Origin of the sequence: Marinovum sp., from assembly GCF_048263515.1 — a bacterium.
Lineage (GTDB): Bacteria > Pseudomonadota > Alphaproteobacteria > Rhodobacterales > Rhodobacteraceae > Marinovum.
The window spans coordinates 208,502-223,895 of record NZ_JBLXEC010000001.1; the positions used below are offsets into that span (position 1 = coordinate 208,502).

At 67.7% G+C, this 15,394-nt stretch carries 12 protein-coding genes; 10 read left to right on the forward strand and 2 right to left on the reverse strand.

The window, feature by feature from the left end; all coding sequences use genetic code 11:
• The first annotated feature begins 11 nt into the window (after positions 1 to 11).
• Together ACN0SE_RS01025 and ACN0SE_RS01030 are read left to right on the forward strand one after the other, a co-directional pair.
• A complete protein-coding gene (locus tag ACN0SE_RS01025; RefSeq protein WP_417522605.1) occupies positions 12 to 2,321 on the forward strand; it encodes a molybdopterin-dependent oxidoreductase in 2,310 nt (769 codons plus the stop codon).
• Positions 2,322 to 2,356: 35 nt separating this feature from the next.
• Positions 2,357 to 3,127: an IclR family transcriptional regulator gene (locus ACN0SE_RS01030; protein WP_417522606.1), complete on the forward strand. Its 771-nt coding sequence runs from the start codon at positions 2,357 to 2,359 to the stop codon at positions 3,125 to 3,127.
• Between the two features lie 91 nt (positions 3,128 to 3,218).
• On the opposite strand, the gene ACN0SE_RS01035 is transcribed toward ACN0SE_RS01030, so the two are convergent.
• Positions 3,219 to 3,623, reverse strand: a complete 405-nt coding sequence (locus tag ACN0SE_RS01035; protein WP_417522607.1) for a rhodanese-like domain-containing protein — start codon at positions 3,621 to 3,623, stop codon at positions 3,219 to 3,221.
• A 112-nt stretch (positions 3,624 to 3,735) separates the two neighbouring features.
• Here ACN0SE_RS01035 and ACN0SE_RS01040 point away from each other — a divergent pair, with 112 nt between their 5' ends.
• The 8 genes from ACN0SE_RS01040 to ACN0SE_RS01075 all read left to right on the forward strand — a co-directional run bounded on the left by ACN0SE_RS01040 (position 3,736) and on the right by ACN0SE_RS01075 (position 13,710).
• On the forward strand, positions 3,736 to 5,010 hold the full coding sequence (locus ACN0SE_RS01040; protein ID WP_417522608.1) for an NAD(P)/FAD-dependent oxidoreductase: 1,275 nt from the start codon (positions 3,736 to 3,738) through the stop codon (positions 5,008 to 5,010).
• A gap of 3 nt (positions 5,011 to 5,013) precedes the next feature.
• Positions 5,014 to 7,101: a hydantoinase/oxoprolinase family protein gene (locus tag ACN0SE_RS01045; protein WP_417522609.1), complete on the forward strand. Its 2,088-nt coding sequence runs from the start codon at positions 5,014 to 5,016 to the stop codon at positions 7,099 to 7,101.
• On the forward strand, positions 7,098 to 8,744 hold the full coding sequence (locus tag ACN0SE_RS01050) for a hydantoinase B/oxoprolinase family protein (protein WP_417522610.1): 1,647 nt from the start codon (positions 7,098 to 7,100) through the stop codon (positions 8,742 to 8,744). Before ACN0SE_RS01045 ends, ACN0SE_RS01050 begins: the two co-directional genes overlap by 4 nt.
• Before the next feature lie 4 nt (positions 8,745 to 8,748).
• Positions 8,749 to 9,498: an SDR family NAD(P)-dependent oxidoreductase gene (locus ACN0SE_RS01055; protein WP_417522611.1), complete on the forward strand. Its 750-nt coding sequence runs from the start codon at positions 8,749 to 8,751 to the stop codon at positions 9,496 to 9,498.
• Positions 9,499 to 9,512: 14 nt separating this feature from the next.
• Positions 9,513 to 11,426, forward strand: a complete 1,914-nt coding sequence (locus ACN0SE_RS01060) for an AMP-binding protein (protein WP_417522612.1) — start codon at positions 9,513 to 9,515, stop codon at positions 11,424 to 11,426.
• Positions 11,423 to 11,788, forward strand: a complete 366-nt coding sequence (locus ACN0SE_RS01065; protein ID WP_417522613.1) for a RidA family protein — start codon at positions 11,423 to 11,425, stop codon at positions 11,786 to 11,788. Before ACN0SE_RS01060 ends, ACN0SE_RS01065 begins: the two co-directional genes overlap by 4 nt.
• Positions 11,785 to 12,522: an amino acid ABC transporter ATP-binding protein gene (locus tag ACN0SE_RS01070; RefSeq protein WP_417522614.1), complete on the forward strand. Its 738-nt coding sequence runs from the start codon at positions 11,785 to 11,787 to the stop codon at positions 12,520 to 12,522. Before ACN0SE_RS01065 ends, ACN0SE_RS01070 begins: the two co-directional genes overlap by 4 nt.
• Before the next feature lie 213 nt (positions 12,523 to 12,735).
• A complete protein-coding gene (locus ACN0SE_RS01075) occupies positions 12,736 to 13,710 on the forward strand; it encodes a LysR family transcriptional regulator (protein WP_417522615.1) in 975 nt (324 codons plus the stop codon).
• Positions 13,711 to 13,716: 6 nt separating this feature from the next.
• Here the strand turns inward: ACN0SE_RS01075 and ACN0SE_RS01080 are convergent, their stop codons facing one another.
• Complete coding sequence (locus ACN0SE_RS01080) at positions 13,717 to 15,237, reverse strand: trimethylamine methyltransferase family protein (protein WP_417522616.1); 1,521 nt, start codon at positions 15,235 to 15,237, stop codon at positions 13,717 to 13,719.
• Between the last annotated feature and the right edge of the window lie 157 nt (positions 15,238 to 15,394).

The window sequence follows — 15,394 nt, forward strand, 5'->3', positions numbered from 1 at the left end:
TGGGTCGGCAAATGAGCGAGCAAACCAGGAAGTTGACAGCCAGCCACTGGGGTGTCGGGCTGGCCACCATCGAGCGGGGCAAGGTTGTTGCCGTCGAGGGCCATCCCACTGATCCCGAGGCGTCCGCGATCAACGCCAACATCCCCGGCAGCCTGCACGGCAAGGCGCGGGTGCGGCGCCCGGCGGTGCGCAGGAGCTGGCTGAACGGAACCCCCGGCGCGGTGCCGCGCGGGCAGGACAGCTTTGTCGAGGTCAGTTGGGACAAGGCGCTCGACCTGATCGCCGACGCGCTGGCCCGCGTCCGCGAGACCCATGGCAATACCGCCATCTACGCCGGGTCTTATGGCTGGTCCAGCGCCGGGCGGTTCCACCATGCGCAAAGCCAGCTCAAGCGGTTCCTGAACACCATCGGCGGTTTCGTGCGGTCCGACGGGAACTACAGCTACAACGCCGCGCTGGGTCTGATGCCGCATATCGTCGGGTCGTATCGCACCCATGTGGCCCAGGCCACGCGCTGGCCGGTGATCGCGCAGCATACCGACCTGGTGGTGATGTTCGGCGGCATGGCGCTGCGCAACACCCAGGTCAGCGACGGCGGGGTCGCCCGGCATCGCATGACGGCCAATCTGGAGGCTTGTGTCGGCAACGGCGTGTCCTTCGTCAATGTCAGCCCGCTGCGCAGCGATGCGGCAGAGGTGCTGAACGCCGAATGGCTGCCGGCCCGGCCCGGCAGCGACACCGCGCTGATGATGGGGCTGGCACATACGCTGCTGACGGAGGGGCTGCACGACCCGGCCTTTCTGGCGCGGTACACCACCGGGTTCGACCGGGTCCGCAGCCATCTGCTGGGCGAGGACGACGGCCAGCCCAAGGACGCCGCCTGGGCCGCCGGTCTGACCGGTGTCGACGCCAACAGCATTCGCGCCCTCGCGCGGCGCATGGCGCGGGGTCGGACGATGATCAGCCTCGCCGCCGGTGTGCAACGCACTGATTATGGCGAACAGCCGATCTGGATGGCGGTGACCCTCGCCGCGATGCTGGGCCAGATCGGCCTGCCCGGCGGCGGCTATACCGTGGGCTACGGGGTCAATGCCAATATCGGCAATATCGAACGGCCGTTCCGCTGGGGCACCCTCGGCCAGGGCGTCAACCCGGTGCAGGACTTCATCCCCGTGGCGATGATCAGCGAGATGCTTCTGAACCCCGGCGGCAGCTACAGCTATCAGGGGCAGACGCGCCGCTTTCCGCAGGCGCGGCTGGTCTGGTGGGCGGGCGGCAATCCGTTCCATCACCACCAGGACCTGAACCGCCTGCACCGCGCCTTCCAGACGCCCGAGACGGTCATCGTCAACGAAGTGAACTGGACGGCCACCGCCCGCCACGCCGATATCGTGCTGCCCGTGGCGGCCGCGCAGGAGCGCACGGATTTCGGCGCCGGCAAGTCCGACAATGCGCTGGTGCCGATGCCGCAGCTTGTGGCGCCCGAGGGCGAGGCGCGGATCGAGTATGACATCTACGCCGACCTGGCGGCCCGGCTGGGCACGGCCGAGGCCTTTACCGAGGGCAAGACCTGTGACGACTGGCTGCGCGAGATCTGGGAGGTGACGCGCGGCCGTGCGCGCGACACCGGGATCGACCTGCCGGACTGGGACACCTTCCTCGCCGGCGACGTGATCTTCCTGCCTGACCCGAGCCCGGAGCAGGTCTTCCTGGCCGAGTATCGGGCCGACCCCGAGGCCAACCGGCTGCCGACCCCCAGTGGCCGTATCGAGCTGTTCTCGGAGGTCATCGCCGGCTTCGACCTGCCGGACTGCAAGGGCCATGCCACATGGTTTCCGCCGCGCGATCAGGCCGCGGGACGGGCAGGGACCTATCCGCTGGCGCTGCTCTCGGGCCAGCCGAAGACCCGGCTGCACAGCCAGCTCGACAACGGCGCCTTCAGCCTGAGCCACAAGGTGGCGGGGCGGGAGCCGGTGCTGATCCACCCCGAGGATGCCCGCGCGCGCGGCATCGAGGAGGGCACGGTGGTGGAGCTGTTCAACGACCGTGGCCGCTGCCTTGCCGGCGCGCGGATCACTGACGAGGTGCAGCGGGGCTGCGTCTTCCTGTGGACCGGCGCGTGGTGGGATCCGGACTTTGCCGCCCCGCAGGCGCGCGACCGGCACGGCAACCCCAATGCGCTGACCCACGACCAACGCACCTCGTCACTGACCCAGAGCCCGGCGGCGCATTCCGCGCTGGTCGAGGTGCAGCGCTTCGAGGCGACCCCGCCGCCGCCGGTCGAGGCCCATGACCCGCCGGCTTTCGAAGCGGGGGCGTAGATGCTACCAAGGCGCAAAAGAGGACAGGACGAGACATGAGCAGCGACGCCCCGAAAGAACCCAAGGTGGATTCGACCCTGTCCAAGGGGCTGGCCATCCTGGAAAACCTGGTTGCCTCGCAACAGGGCAAGGGCGTCACCGAGCTGTCCAAAGAGCTGGGTCTGACCAAGTCCAACACCTTTCGCCTGCTGCAGACGCTGACCACGCTGGGCTATGTCCAGCACCAGGCCGACAAGACCTATGCCGCCACGCTCAAGACATGGCGGGTGGGGCGCGCCTCGGTGGAGAACCTGAACCTGCGGGAACTGTCGGCGCCGGAACTGTCGTTCCTGTCGCAGGAAACCGGCGAGACGGTCTACCTGGCGGTGCGTGAAGCGCTGTCGGTGGTCTATATCGACAAGGTCGACAGCCAGAAGCCGATCCGGTCGTGGAATGCCATCGGCGGCACCGCGCCGCTGCATTGCGTCGGCACCGGCAAGGCGATCCTCGCGGCGGAATACGACAGGCTGCGCGACCAGATCACCGGCGCGCTGACGCAGCACACCGACCGGACCCTGACCGATCTCGAGGCGCTGGAGGCAGACCTCGCGGCCACGCTCAAGCGCGGCTTTGCCTTCGACACCGGCGAATTCCGCGACCGCATCCTCAGCTTCGGTGCGGCCATCACCCTGCCGGGCGGCGAGCCGGTGGGCGCCCTGGGCATCTCGCTGCCCGACATCAACCTGCCGGAGGGCGGCGAGGACAGATACGGCGCGCTGGTGGCGCATGCGGCGCGGTCGGTGTCGGACAAGCTGCGCAACAACTGACGCGACAGCCGTGAGAGCCGGGCCCCGGAGGGGGTCCGGGGCTGCCGGCGGTGAGGTCCCGGATCAGGTCCGGGACGCCCGCGGGCCGATCTCAGGCCTTCGGTTCGGCATGCTCCACCGGGCCGCCCTGCTTTTCCCAGGTGGAGAAGCCTTCCTTCAGGTGCGCGGCCTCGAATCCCATGTCCTGCAACGTCGCCGTGGTCAGCGCCGAGCGCCAGCCCGAGGCGCAGTGGAACACGAATTTCTTGTCCGGCTGGCCGAAGACTTCCTTGAAATACGGGCTGTCGGGATCGACCCAGAATTCGATCATCCCGCGGGGCGCGTGAAAGCTGCCCGGGATGTATCCCGCGCGCTGGCGTTCGCGCACGTCGCGGATGTCGACAATCACCAGGTTCGGATCGTCCAGCATGGCGATCAGGTCGGCGGTTTCGATCTCTTCGATCCGCGCGCGGGCATCTGCGACCATCTGCGCAGCGGTGGTTTTCAGCTTGGTCATCAAGGACTCCGTGTTGCTATATAGAACATCTATTTCGTATGTTGACACACTAAACGCGATTGTGCAACCTCCCCCTTGCATCACACGACCATCGGGCACGGGAGATTCGAGAATGACCGCACGGGACGCAATATCGCTCTGGGACGCTTCCGCGCAGGAGGCCGACTATCGCGCGCCGCTGACCGAAGAGGCCCGGGTCGACGTGGTGATTGTCGGCGGCGGCTTTACCGGCCTGTCGACCGCGTTGCATTGCGCCGAGACCGGCCTGAGAGCGCATGTGCTCGAGGCCGAGCAGATCGGTTATGGCGGATCGGGGCGCAACTGCGGTCTGGTCAACGCCGCGCTCTGGCTGCCGCCGCAGCAGGTGCGCGAGAAGCTGGGGCAGACCTATGGCCCGAGGTTCATCAAGAAGTTCGGCAGCGGCCCCGAGTATGTCTTTTCGCTGATCGAGAAGCACCAGATCCGCTGCGAGGTGACACGCACCGGCACCATCCACGCCGCCCACGGGCCCAGGGGCTTTGCCGACCTGCAGGCGCGCCACGAGGAATGGCAGCGTCTGGGCGAACCGGTGGACCTGTTGGGCCGCCGCGAGGTCTCGGAGCTGATCGGCACCGACCATTTCCACGGCGGTCTGGTGGATCACCGCTGCGGCACGATCAACCCGATGGGCTTTTGTCGCGGGTTGGCACGCGCGGCGCTGGCCGCCGGCGCCACGATCAGCACCGGGACACGCGCCACGAAACTGCGCCGTGACGGCGATTTGTGGAAGGTCGAGACCGACCGGGGCGTGCTGACCGCCAAGGCCGTCGTGCTGGGCACCAACGCCTATACCGACGGGCTCTGGCCCGACCTCGACCGCCAGTTCACCATCATCAACTACTTCCAGCTGGCGACGACGCCACTGGGCCGCGAGGCCGATTACATCCTGCCGGGGCGGCAGGGTCTTTGGGATACCGGGCAGATCATGTTCAACCTCCGGCGTGACGCCTTTGACCGCCTGCTGATCGGCTCGATGGGCAAGGTGATCGGCACCAAGGACAGCGGCCTGTCGCACCGCTGGGCGCGCAAGCAGATCGCGCGGCTGTTCCCGCGGCTGGGCCCGGTGGCCTTTGAAGAGGCCTGGCACGGCCAGATCGCGATGACGCCGGATCACCTGCCGCGGATCCACGAACTGGACACCAACCTCTTCACCCCGATAGGCTACAACGGTCGCGGCATCACCACGGGCACGATGTTCGGGGCCACCATGGCCGGGCTTCTGACCGGCATGGACCGCGCCGATCTGCCCCTGCCGATGACCAGCCCCAGACCCGTGCCGTCGGCCCCGATCATGTCGCGGCTCTACCAGTCCGCCTTTACCGCAAACCAGATACTCAAGGCCATCTGACCCATGACCACTCCCCTGATCCGCGTCGGTGTCGATATCGGCGGCACATTCACCGATGTCGCGCTTGCCCATGAGGGCGGGCTTGCGACCTGCAAGGTTCTGACCAATTACGCCGCGCCCGAACAGGCGATCCTTGACGGGATCGCCGAGGCCGCCGAGGCCGCCGGCATCGGCCTGGGCGAAATCGGCCAGGTGATCCACGGCACCACCCTGGTGACCAATGCGCTGATCGAGCGGCGCGGCGCGAAGCTGGCCTTCATCACCACCGAGGGCTTCCGCGACGTGATCGAGATGCGCTCGGAAAACCGCTTCGAGCAATATGACCTGAACCTCTCGCTGCCGGTGCCGCTGGTGGCGCGCGAGCATCGCTACACGCTGGCCGAACGCATGGGGCCTGCGGGCGAGGTGCTGCTGCCGCTGGACCCGGCCGAGGTGGCGCGCATGGTGCAGACGATCCGCGACGGCGGCTACGAGGCGGTGGCCATCGGTCTCATGCATTCCTATGCCAATGACGCGCATGAGGTGCAAATGGCCGAGGCGCTGCGCAAGGCCGCCCCCGATCTGCCGATCTCGCTGTCTTCGGTGATCTCGCCGCAGATGCGCGAGCTGCCGCGGTTCAACACGGTTATTGCCAATGCCTATGTGCAGCCGCAGGTCGCCGATTACCTCGGTCGTCTGGTGACACGGCTGGGCGAGGCGGGGGTCGGCGCGCCGGTCTTCATGCTGCATTCCGGCGGCGGTCTGATCTCGGTCGAGGTGGCGGCGGAACAGCCGGTGCGGCTGCTGGAATCCGGGCCGGCCGGCGGGGCGATCTTTGCTGCCGATTTCGCGCGGGGCCATGGGCTGGACAGCGTGCTGTCCTTCGACATGGGCGGCACCACCGCCAAGATCTGCCTGATCGAGAATGCCGAGCCCAAGACCGCCAATACCTTCGAGGTGGCGCGGACCTATCGTTTCAAGAAAGGCTCGGGCATGACGGTCTCGACCCCGGTGGTCGAGATGGTCGAGATCGGGGCAGGGGGCGGCTCGATCGCCTCGATCGACAGCCTCGGCCGCATCCAGGTGGGCCCGCGCTCGGCCGGGTCGGAACCCGGTCCGGCCTGTTACGGCCGCGGCGGCCGTGCGCCGACGGTGACCGATGCCAACCTGCTGCTCGGACGGCTCGATCCCGACAACTTCGCCGGCGGCGCCATCCCGCTGTTGCCGGAGGCGTCGGAGACCGCGGTGACCGACACGCTCGCCACGCCGCTGGGCCTCGACGCCTCGGAGGCGGCCTTTGGCGTGACCGAGATGGTCGACGAGAACATGGCCAATGCCGCCCGCGTCCACACCGTCGAGAACGGCCGCGACATCGAGCATTTCACCATGATCGGCTTTGGCGGCGGCGCGCCGCTGCATGCCTGCCGGCTGGCCGAGAAGCTGGGCATTGCCGAGCTAATCATCCCGCCCGGCGCCGGCGTCGGTTCGGCCATCGGGTTCCTCAAGGCGGCCTTCAGCTACGAGGCGACGCGCGGACTGTTCCAGCGGCTCGACGGCTTCGACGCCGCCGCGGTCAATGCCACGCTGGCCGAGCTCGAGACCGAGGCGCGGGACTTCGTCGCGGCCGGTGCCGCCAGCGCCGAAACCACGACCCGGCTGACCGCCTTCATGCGCTACTCGGGGCAGGGCTGGGAGATCCCGGTGCCGCTGCCCTACAAGACCTTTGTCGATGGTGACCGCGACGAGATCCTCGCCGCCTTCGATGCCGCCTATCGCACGCTCTTCGGCCGGGTGATCGAGGGGCTGGGGGTCGAGGTCACCAACTGGTCGCTGGTGGTGGCCTCGGTCCTGCCGGACACCCCCGCCGTCACCCGCCACGACTGCGGCACGCCGGTCGCAGGCCTCCGCAAACGGCAGTTCTACGACGCCGCCCTGCGCCGCACCGTCGAGGCCCCGGAGGTCGAGCGCAGCGCCATGGCCCCGGGTTGCGCCGTCGACGGCCCGGCGATCATCGTCGAACGCGAAACCACCACCATCGTCACCTCGGCCTATCGCTGCGTCGGCCAGGGCGACGGCAGCCTGCGGCTGATCCGCAAGGGAGACAAGTCATGAGCCCGACGTCGATCGACTATCAGATCATGTGGAACCGGCTGATTGCCGTGGTCGAGGAACAGGCCACGACGCTGATCCGCACCGCCTTTTCCACCTCGGTGCGCGAGGCCGGCGACCTGTCTGCCGGGCTGTTCGACCGGCAGGGCCGGATGATGGCCCAGGCGGTGACCGGCACGCCGGGCCACGTCAACGCCATGGCCGAGAGCGTGACCCATTTCGTGCGCGAGATCGGGCCGCAGAACATCCTCGAAGGGGATGTCTTCATCACCAATGATCCCTGGATGGGCACCGGCCACCTGCATGACATCACCGTGGTCTCGCCCGCGTTCCGCGACGGCCGGCACATCGGCTTCTTCGCTTGCACCGCGCATGTGGTCGACATCGGCGGGCGCGGCTTCGGTCCCGATGCCGGCGAGGTCTACGAGGAGGGTCTGCTGATCCCGATCATGAAGTTCGCCGAGCGCGGCGAGGTGGCGCGCGATCTGATCCGGCTGGTGCGCGCCAACGTGCGCGAGCCCGACCAGGTGGTCGGCGATCTCTATTCGCTGGCGGCCTGCAACGCGGCCGGCGACAGGCGGCTGCAGGCGATGATGGGCGAGTTCGGCATTGCCGATCTCGAGGGGCTGTCGGAGTTCATCATCGAGACCAGCCGCAAGGCCACCCATGCCGCCATTGCCAAGGTGCCCGACGGCAGCTTCCGCCACGAGATGCAGGTCGATGGCTATGACGCGCCGGTGCTGATGAAGGTGCGGCTCGACATCGACGGCGACCGGCTCAGGGCCGATTTCGACGGCACCTCGGGGATGAGCCGTTTCGGGGTGAACTGCCCCGAGGTCTATACCCGCGCCTATGCCTGCTACGGGCTGAAATGCGCCATCGCGCCGGAGGTGCCCAACAACTCGGGCTCGCTGGAGCCGTTCGAGATCACCGCGCCCGAGGGCTGCATCCTGGCCGCCCGCCGCCCGGCGCCGGTCTCGGTGCGCCATGTGCTGGGCCACCTGGTGCCCGACGTGGTGCTGGGTGCGCTGCATCAGGCGCTGCCGGGCACCGTGCCGGCGGAAGGCGCCAGCGCGCTGTGGAACATCCAGATCTCGGCCCGCCCCAGCGATCCGGAGGCCGGCCTGCCCAACCGCGAGGTGCTGATGTTCAACTCCGGCGGCACCGGCGCGCGGCCGGCGCTCGACGGGCTCTCGGCCACCGCCTTTCCCTCGGGCGTCTCGACCATGAGCGTCGAGGCCACCGAGCATGTCGGCCCGATCACCGTCTGGCGCAAGGACCTGCGCGAAGGCTCCGGCGGCGCCGGGGCGCAGCGCGGCGGGCTGGGGCAGGTGATCGAGATCGCACCGCGCGCCGGCTATGACTTCTGGTTCAATGCCATGTTCGACCGGGTTGAACATCCCGCGCGCGGGCGCGACGGTGGCGGTCCGGGTGCGCCGGGCCGGGTGGAACTGGCCGATGGCACGCCGCTGCGCAGCAAGGGCCGGCAACTGGTCAGAAACGGCCAGCGGCTGCGGCTCAGCCTGCCCGGCGGCGGCGGCTATGGCGCGCCGCAGGACCGCGACCCGCAGCGCGTGGCAGAGGATCTGCGCGCCGGGCTGATCACGGCCGAGCAGGCCCAACAGGACTATGGATTGAAGGACTGAAGACATGACCCAGAAACCTATCGCACTGATCACCGGCGGCGCCCAGGGCATCGGCTATGCCTCTGCCGAGGCGCTGAAGGAAGACGGCTTTGAGGTGATCCTGGCCGACATCCAGGAGGATGGCGTCAAGGCGGCGGGCGAAAAGCTCGGCGCGCTGGCCAGCCTCACCTGCGACATGGGCGAAGTCGCCCAGGTCGAGGCGATGTTCGCGCAGATCGCCAGCGATCACGGCCCGCTGAGCGCGCTGGTCAACAACGCCGGCGTCGCCATGCCGGGCGATTTCCTGAGCTACGATCTCGAGACCTGGGAACGGGTGATCGACATCAACCTGCGCGGCGTGTTCCTCGCCACCCAGATGGCGGCGCGGGTCATGGTCGACCACAAGATCGAAGGCGCCATCGTCAACATGTCGTCGATCAACGCCCAGGTGGCGATCCCGGCGATCCCGGCCTATTGCGCCTCGAAAGGCGGGGTAATGCAGCTTACCAAGGTGGCCTCGCTGGCCTTGGCCAAGCACAACATCCGCGTCAACGCCGTGGGCCCCGGCTCGATCGACACCGAGATGATGGCCGGCGTCAATGCCAACCCCGAGGCCTTCAAGACCGCCATGTCGCGCACGCCCCTGGGCCGCCCCGGCACCGCCCGCGAGATCGGCGATGTGGTGGCCTTTCTCTGCTCGAAGAAGGCCAGCTACATCACCGGCGAGACGATCTACGTCGACGGTGGCCGGCTGGGCCTGAATTACACCTGTTAGAGGCACCTCCCCCCATGTCCCGATACGAAGAGACCTATGCCGCCTGGCAGACCGACCCCGAGGGCTTCTGGGCCGAGGCAGCCCGCGAGATCGACTGGTTCACCCCGGCGCCGGCCGTCTTCTCCCCCGAAAGCGGCGCCTATGGCCGCTGGTTCGAAGGCGCTGAATGCAACACCTGTTACAATTGCATCGACCGCCATGTGGCGGCCGGTCATGGCGACCGGCTGGCGGTGATCCATGACAGCCCGGTGACGGGGCAGGTGACGCGGCATAGCTACGCCGAAGTGCAGGCGAAGGTCAGCGCCCTGGCCGCGGTGCTGCGGGCCCGGGGCGTGGGGAAAGGCGACCGGGTGGTGATCTACATGCCGATGGTCGCCGAGGCGCTCTTTGCCATGCTGGCCTGCGCCCGGCTGGGGGCGGTGCATTCGGTGGTCTTCGGCGGCTTTGCCGCCGCCGAGCTGGCCACGCGGATCGAGGACGCCGCCCCGAAGGCGGTGATCTCGGCCTCCTGCGGGATCGAGCCGGGGCGGGTGATCGCCTACAAGCCGCTGCTGGACGAGGCGATTGCGCTGTCGCCGCACAAGCCCGATGTCTGCGTGATCCTGCAGCGTGACACCCTGCGCTGCGATCTGACCGAGGGTCGCGACGTGGACTATGCCGCCGCGGTTGGCGCCGCGCTGGCCGCGGGCGAAGGCACCGAATGCGTCTCCGTCGCGGCCACCGATCCGCTCTACATCCTCTATACCTCCGGCACCACCGGCGCGCCCAAGGGCGTGGTGCGCGACACCGGCGGCCACATGGTGGCGCTGAAATGGACGATGCAGCATCACTACGACGTCCGGCCGGGCGAGGTGTTCTGGGCGGCGTCCGATGTGGGCTGGGTCGTGGGACATTCCTACATTTGCTACGGCCCGCTGCTAGCTGGCGCGACCACCGTGGTCTACGAGGGCAAGCCGGTCGGCACCCCCGACGCCGGCGCCTTCTGGCGGGTGATCCGGGATCACGGGGTTGTGGCGCTGTTCACCGCGCCGACCGCACTGCGCGCGGTGCGCAAGCAGGACCCCACCGGCGCGCTGATCGGGGATTACGACCTCTCCCGCTTCCGCACGCTGTTCCTGGCCGGCGAACGCTCTGACCCGGCCACCATCGCATGGGCGCAGGAAAAGCTCGATCGCCCGGTGATCGACCATTGGTGGCAGACCGAGACCGGCTGGCCGATGTCTGGCAACCCGGTGGGCCTGGGCGCCTTTCCGGTCAAGCCGGGCTCGCCCGGCAAGCCGATGCCGGGCTATGACATCCGGGTGCTCGACGACGCGGGCCATGAGGTGCCGGCGGGCACGCTGGGCAATATCGTCTGCAAGCTGCCGCTGCCGCCCTCGGGCTTTCCGACGCTGTGGAATGCGCCCGAGCGGTTTGTCTCGTCCTACCTCGCCGAATTCCCGGGCTATTACGCCACTTCGGATGCCGGGATCGTCGACGAGGACGGCTATGTCTTCATCATGGCGCGCACCGACGACATCATCAACGTGGCCGGCCACCGGCTGTCGACCGGGGCGATGGAAGAGGTCATCGCCAGCCATCCCGACGTCGCCGAATGCGCCGTGGTGGGCAAGGCCGATGCGCTCAAGGGGCAGATGCCGCTGGGGCTCTTCGTGACCAACGACGCCGCCCGCCGCGACCCGGCCGAGCTCGAGCGCGAACTGGTGGCGCTGGTGCGGTCGCGGATCGGCGCTGTGGCGGCCTTCAAGACCGCCATCGAGGTCAAACGCCTGCCCAAGACCCGCTCTGGCAAGGTGCTGCGCGGCACGGTGCAGAAGATCGCCGATGGCGCCAGCTACAAGATGCCGGCGGCGATCGACGATCCCGCCATCCTCGAGGAAATCGCCGCGGCGCTGCGCGCGCGCGCCCTGATCGGAGAACCCGCATGATCGACCGTCTTCACACCGGCACCCGCATGAGCAAGATCGTCAAGCACAACGGCACCGTCTATCTGTGCGGTCAGGTCGGTGCCGGCGACACCGTCACCGAGCAGACCCGCGATTGCCTGTCGCGGATCGACGCCCTGCTGGCCGAGGCGGGCTCGGACCGCAACCACATCCTGCAGGCCATCGTCTGGCTGGCCGACATGGCCGATTTCGCCGAGATGAACGCGGTCTGGGATGCCTGGGTGCCCGAGGGCCACGCCCCGGCGCGCGCCTGCGGCGAAGCACGGCTGGCCCGGGATGCGCTGAAGGTGGAGATCATCATCACCGCGGCAGAGACACCCGTCCTTGAGGGAGATCGCCAATGACACCGGCTGTCGAAATGCGCAACGTCAACAAGTGGTATGGCACCTACCACGCGCTGCGGGACGTCAATCTGAAGGTCGCCAGGGGCGAGAAGATCGTTGTCTGCGGCCCATCGGGGTCGGGCAAGTCGACGATGATCCGCACCATCAACCAGCTCGAAGAGCACCAGTCCGGCGAAATCCTCGTCAATGGCGAGCCGATCAGCGCCGATGCGCCCAACATCGAGGCGATGCGCCGCGAGGTGGGCATGTGCTTTCAGCACTTCAACCTGTTTCCGCATCTCAGCATCCTCGAGAACTGCACGCTCGCGCCGATGCTGGCGCGCCGGATGCCGCAGGCGGAAGCCGAGGACACAGCCATGCGGTTCCTCACCAAGGTCCAGATCGGCAACCAGGCGCAGAAGTATCCCGGCCAGTTGTCCGGCGGCCAGCAGCAGCGCGTGGCGATCGCCCGCGCGCTTTGCATGAAGCCGCAGATCCTGCTGTTCGACGAACCGACATCGGCGCTGGACCCCGAGATGATCGGCGAGGTGCTCGACGTCATGGTGACGCTGGCGCAGGAGGGCATGACCATGGTCTGCGTGACCCACGAGATGGGCTTTGCCCGCAAGGTGGCGGACCGGGTATTGTTCATGGATGCCGGCGCGATCATCGAGGAGAACGACCCCGAAACCTTCTTCTCGGCGCCGAAAAGCGCGCGCACCAGGGCCTTCCTTGACCAGGTCCTGACGCATTGACACAGCGTCCCGCCGCGCCGTTTCGCGCCCGGGGCGGCCCCCGGGCGATGGCCATGGCCTGACGAATTTCCCGGAAGGGCGGCGACAGAAGGCGCGTTTTTTTAACGCGTCGCAGGAGCGGACAGACGTACCGAGAGTTGGAAAATATGATATTCATACTTTGAACGAACGAGAGTAACCTGTCGGAGTTGATGCAATCGCCGAGACGTTCCGATGGCCCGTTCCACAAGCTCCCGCGATCTCAGCCTCAAGTCTCTCGAGCTGTTCCAGATCTGCGCCGTCAATGGCTCGCTTCAGGCCGCCGCGCGTGAATCCGGTCTGACGGTCAGCACCGTCTCGCATCACCTGCGCGGCCTCGAAGAGCAGCTGGGCGTCGAGCTTTTCAACCATGCCCGACGGCCCATGGTGCTGACCCCGAAGGGGCAGGCCTTTCTGCGCAATATCGACGACGCGCTGCGCGCGATCCGCAAGGCCCGGGCCGAGGCCTCTGCCGGCAGCGTGGCCGAGGCCTCCTACCTTCGGATCGGCTCCATCGAGGATTTCGAAAGCGATATCGTCCCCGGGCTTGCCGTCTCGCTGTCGTCGACCATGCCGGCCTGTGACTTCATGTATTACACCGGATCGAGCCACGATCTGATCGAGATGCTGCGCAATCGCCAGCTCGACCTCGGCATCACCACGGCTCCGGACGAGCCGTTGAGCGATCTGCAGGATCGCCCGCTGCTGCGCGACCCCTTCGTGGTGGTGCTGCCGCGCCTCACGCCGCAATCGCTGTCAGATGTGGTTGAAGGCAGGACGAAACTGCCGTTCCTGCGGTTTTCCGGCAACCTGATGATTGCCCGCCAGATCGAGTCGCAGCTGAGACGGATCGGCGTGACCTCGCCGCATCGCTTCGAGTGCAGCAACAACCAGACGCTGATGGCGATGGTTGCTGCTGGCGCCGGCTGGACGATCACCACGCCATTGCTGTTTTCCCGCGCCAAGGGGTTCCATCCGCAACTGCAGATGCACCGCTTTCCCGGCAAGGCCTTTGCCCGGACCCTGGCGCTGGTGACGACGCCGGACTGTTCGCGCTCGGTGATCGAGCTGGTGGACCGGAAGGTCCGGAGCCTGATCCGCCAGTATGCCATCGCGCCGCTTCATGACAGCGACCCATGGCTGCAGGACAGCTTCCGCCTGCTCGACTGACGCCGCTCAGAGGATGTTGAACCGCGCGCGGATCTCGCGGTCCTGCGCCTCGGTGAGGTAGGCGGGATGGTGATCGCGCAGGATCGCGCGCGCCTGCGCCTTTGCCCGGGTCCAGGCATCCGCGGCGCCTTTCTCGGCCCAGGTCCGGGGCGCATCGCGGTCGGCCAGGGTGGGATAGAAATAATCCCGCTCCATCGCCGCAAAGGTCTGCTGCGTGCCGAGGAAATGGCCCTCGCCCAGCACAGCGCTGCAGATCGCCTCGAACCCGAGGTTCTCGTCGCTCACCTCGATCCCGCGCAGGGCGCGGTAGGTCTGCGAATGCATTTCGTCGTCCAGCACGAAGGCTTCGAAACTGGCGCCCAGAAGCGACGCCGTCATGCCCGAGCTTTCGTAGATCAGGTTCCCCCCGGCCAGCGCCGCCGCCAGCGAGGTGATGCCTTTCTCCATCCCGTGCTGCGCGTCGATCGCCTTGGCATCGGTCATCGAACAGGCCACGCCCGAGGGCAGCCCGAGCCAGTTCGACAGTTGCGCCGAGGCGGCGTTGAGCACCGCCGTCTCGCCGCTCCCGCCCGAGAAGGCGCCGGTCCGCAGGTCGACGACCAGCGGCCAGTTCGAAAACACCATCGGATGCCCCGGGCGGATGGCATGCACCATCACCAGGCTCGCCAGGGTTTCGGCCAGCGATTGCGCAAGGAACCCCGCCAGGGTCGCAGGAGCCGTGGCGCCGGCCTGCGCGGCGGTGATGCAGGACATCGGGATATTGTGCCGGATGCATTCGTAGACCACGTCCACCGCATCCGCCCCGTAGCGCATCGGCGAGATCACCGGGCTGATATGCGCCTTCACGAACGGCCGCTGCGCGAACGCCCCGGGCCCACCCGCGACGATATCGAGCATCTCGACGATCGGCGCGACATGTCGGGCCAGGGTGAACGACGTCGCCACCGGCTTGGAGGTGTTGCGGACCAGCGCATAGACGGTGTTCACGTCCAGATCGAGCGTGTCCGGCACGTCGGTCGCCACGCAGCAGCGGGTGAACCAGCTCACATTCGCCAGAGTGTCCTGAAGCCGGGTGAAGTCGTGCAGATCCGCGAGGGTCGAGGGCCGGTAGAGCCCGCTGTCCAGATCGAGCGTCTGCACCGCCGCGCCGCCGGTTCCGAAATAGACCCGGGCGCCGCCCACCTCTATGGACCGTTCGGGGTCACGCCCGTGCAGCACGAAGCTCCGCGCCGCCCGGTCGAGCGCCTGCGCGACCAGCGCCGGCGGGATCAGCACCCGCCCTGCGCCATCGTCCACGGCCCCCGCCGCCACAAGATCGTCGCGCAGCCGCGGCGGCACCTCGCCCATTCCGAGCTCTTCCAGAAGCCGAAGGGCGGTTGCGTGGATGCGACCGAGGTCCTCGTCAGAGAGCGGCCTGTAGCTGCCGCCGGTCTGCCCCGGCGGACAGGGATCGAAGATCGGTTTGGCAGCGCGCAGCGCCATGCGAGCCTGGCGTCCACTGCGCCTGTTGCGCGGTCCGGTCGTCATGGCGTCCCTCCCTGCTTCGCAGAGAGCAGGAGAGGTGCAATTTCTGGCCGCTGGCAACAGCTTCCGTGTCAGTCTCAATTTATCGAAAGCCAGTTTTGATATTTTGACGCAAAGACATATCGGTGTTGCGGGGACACCGGCTTGGCCGCCTACTCAC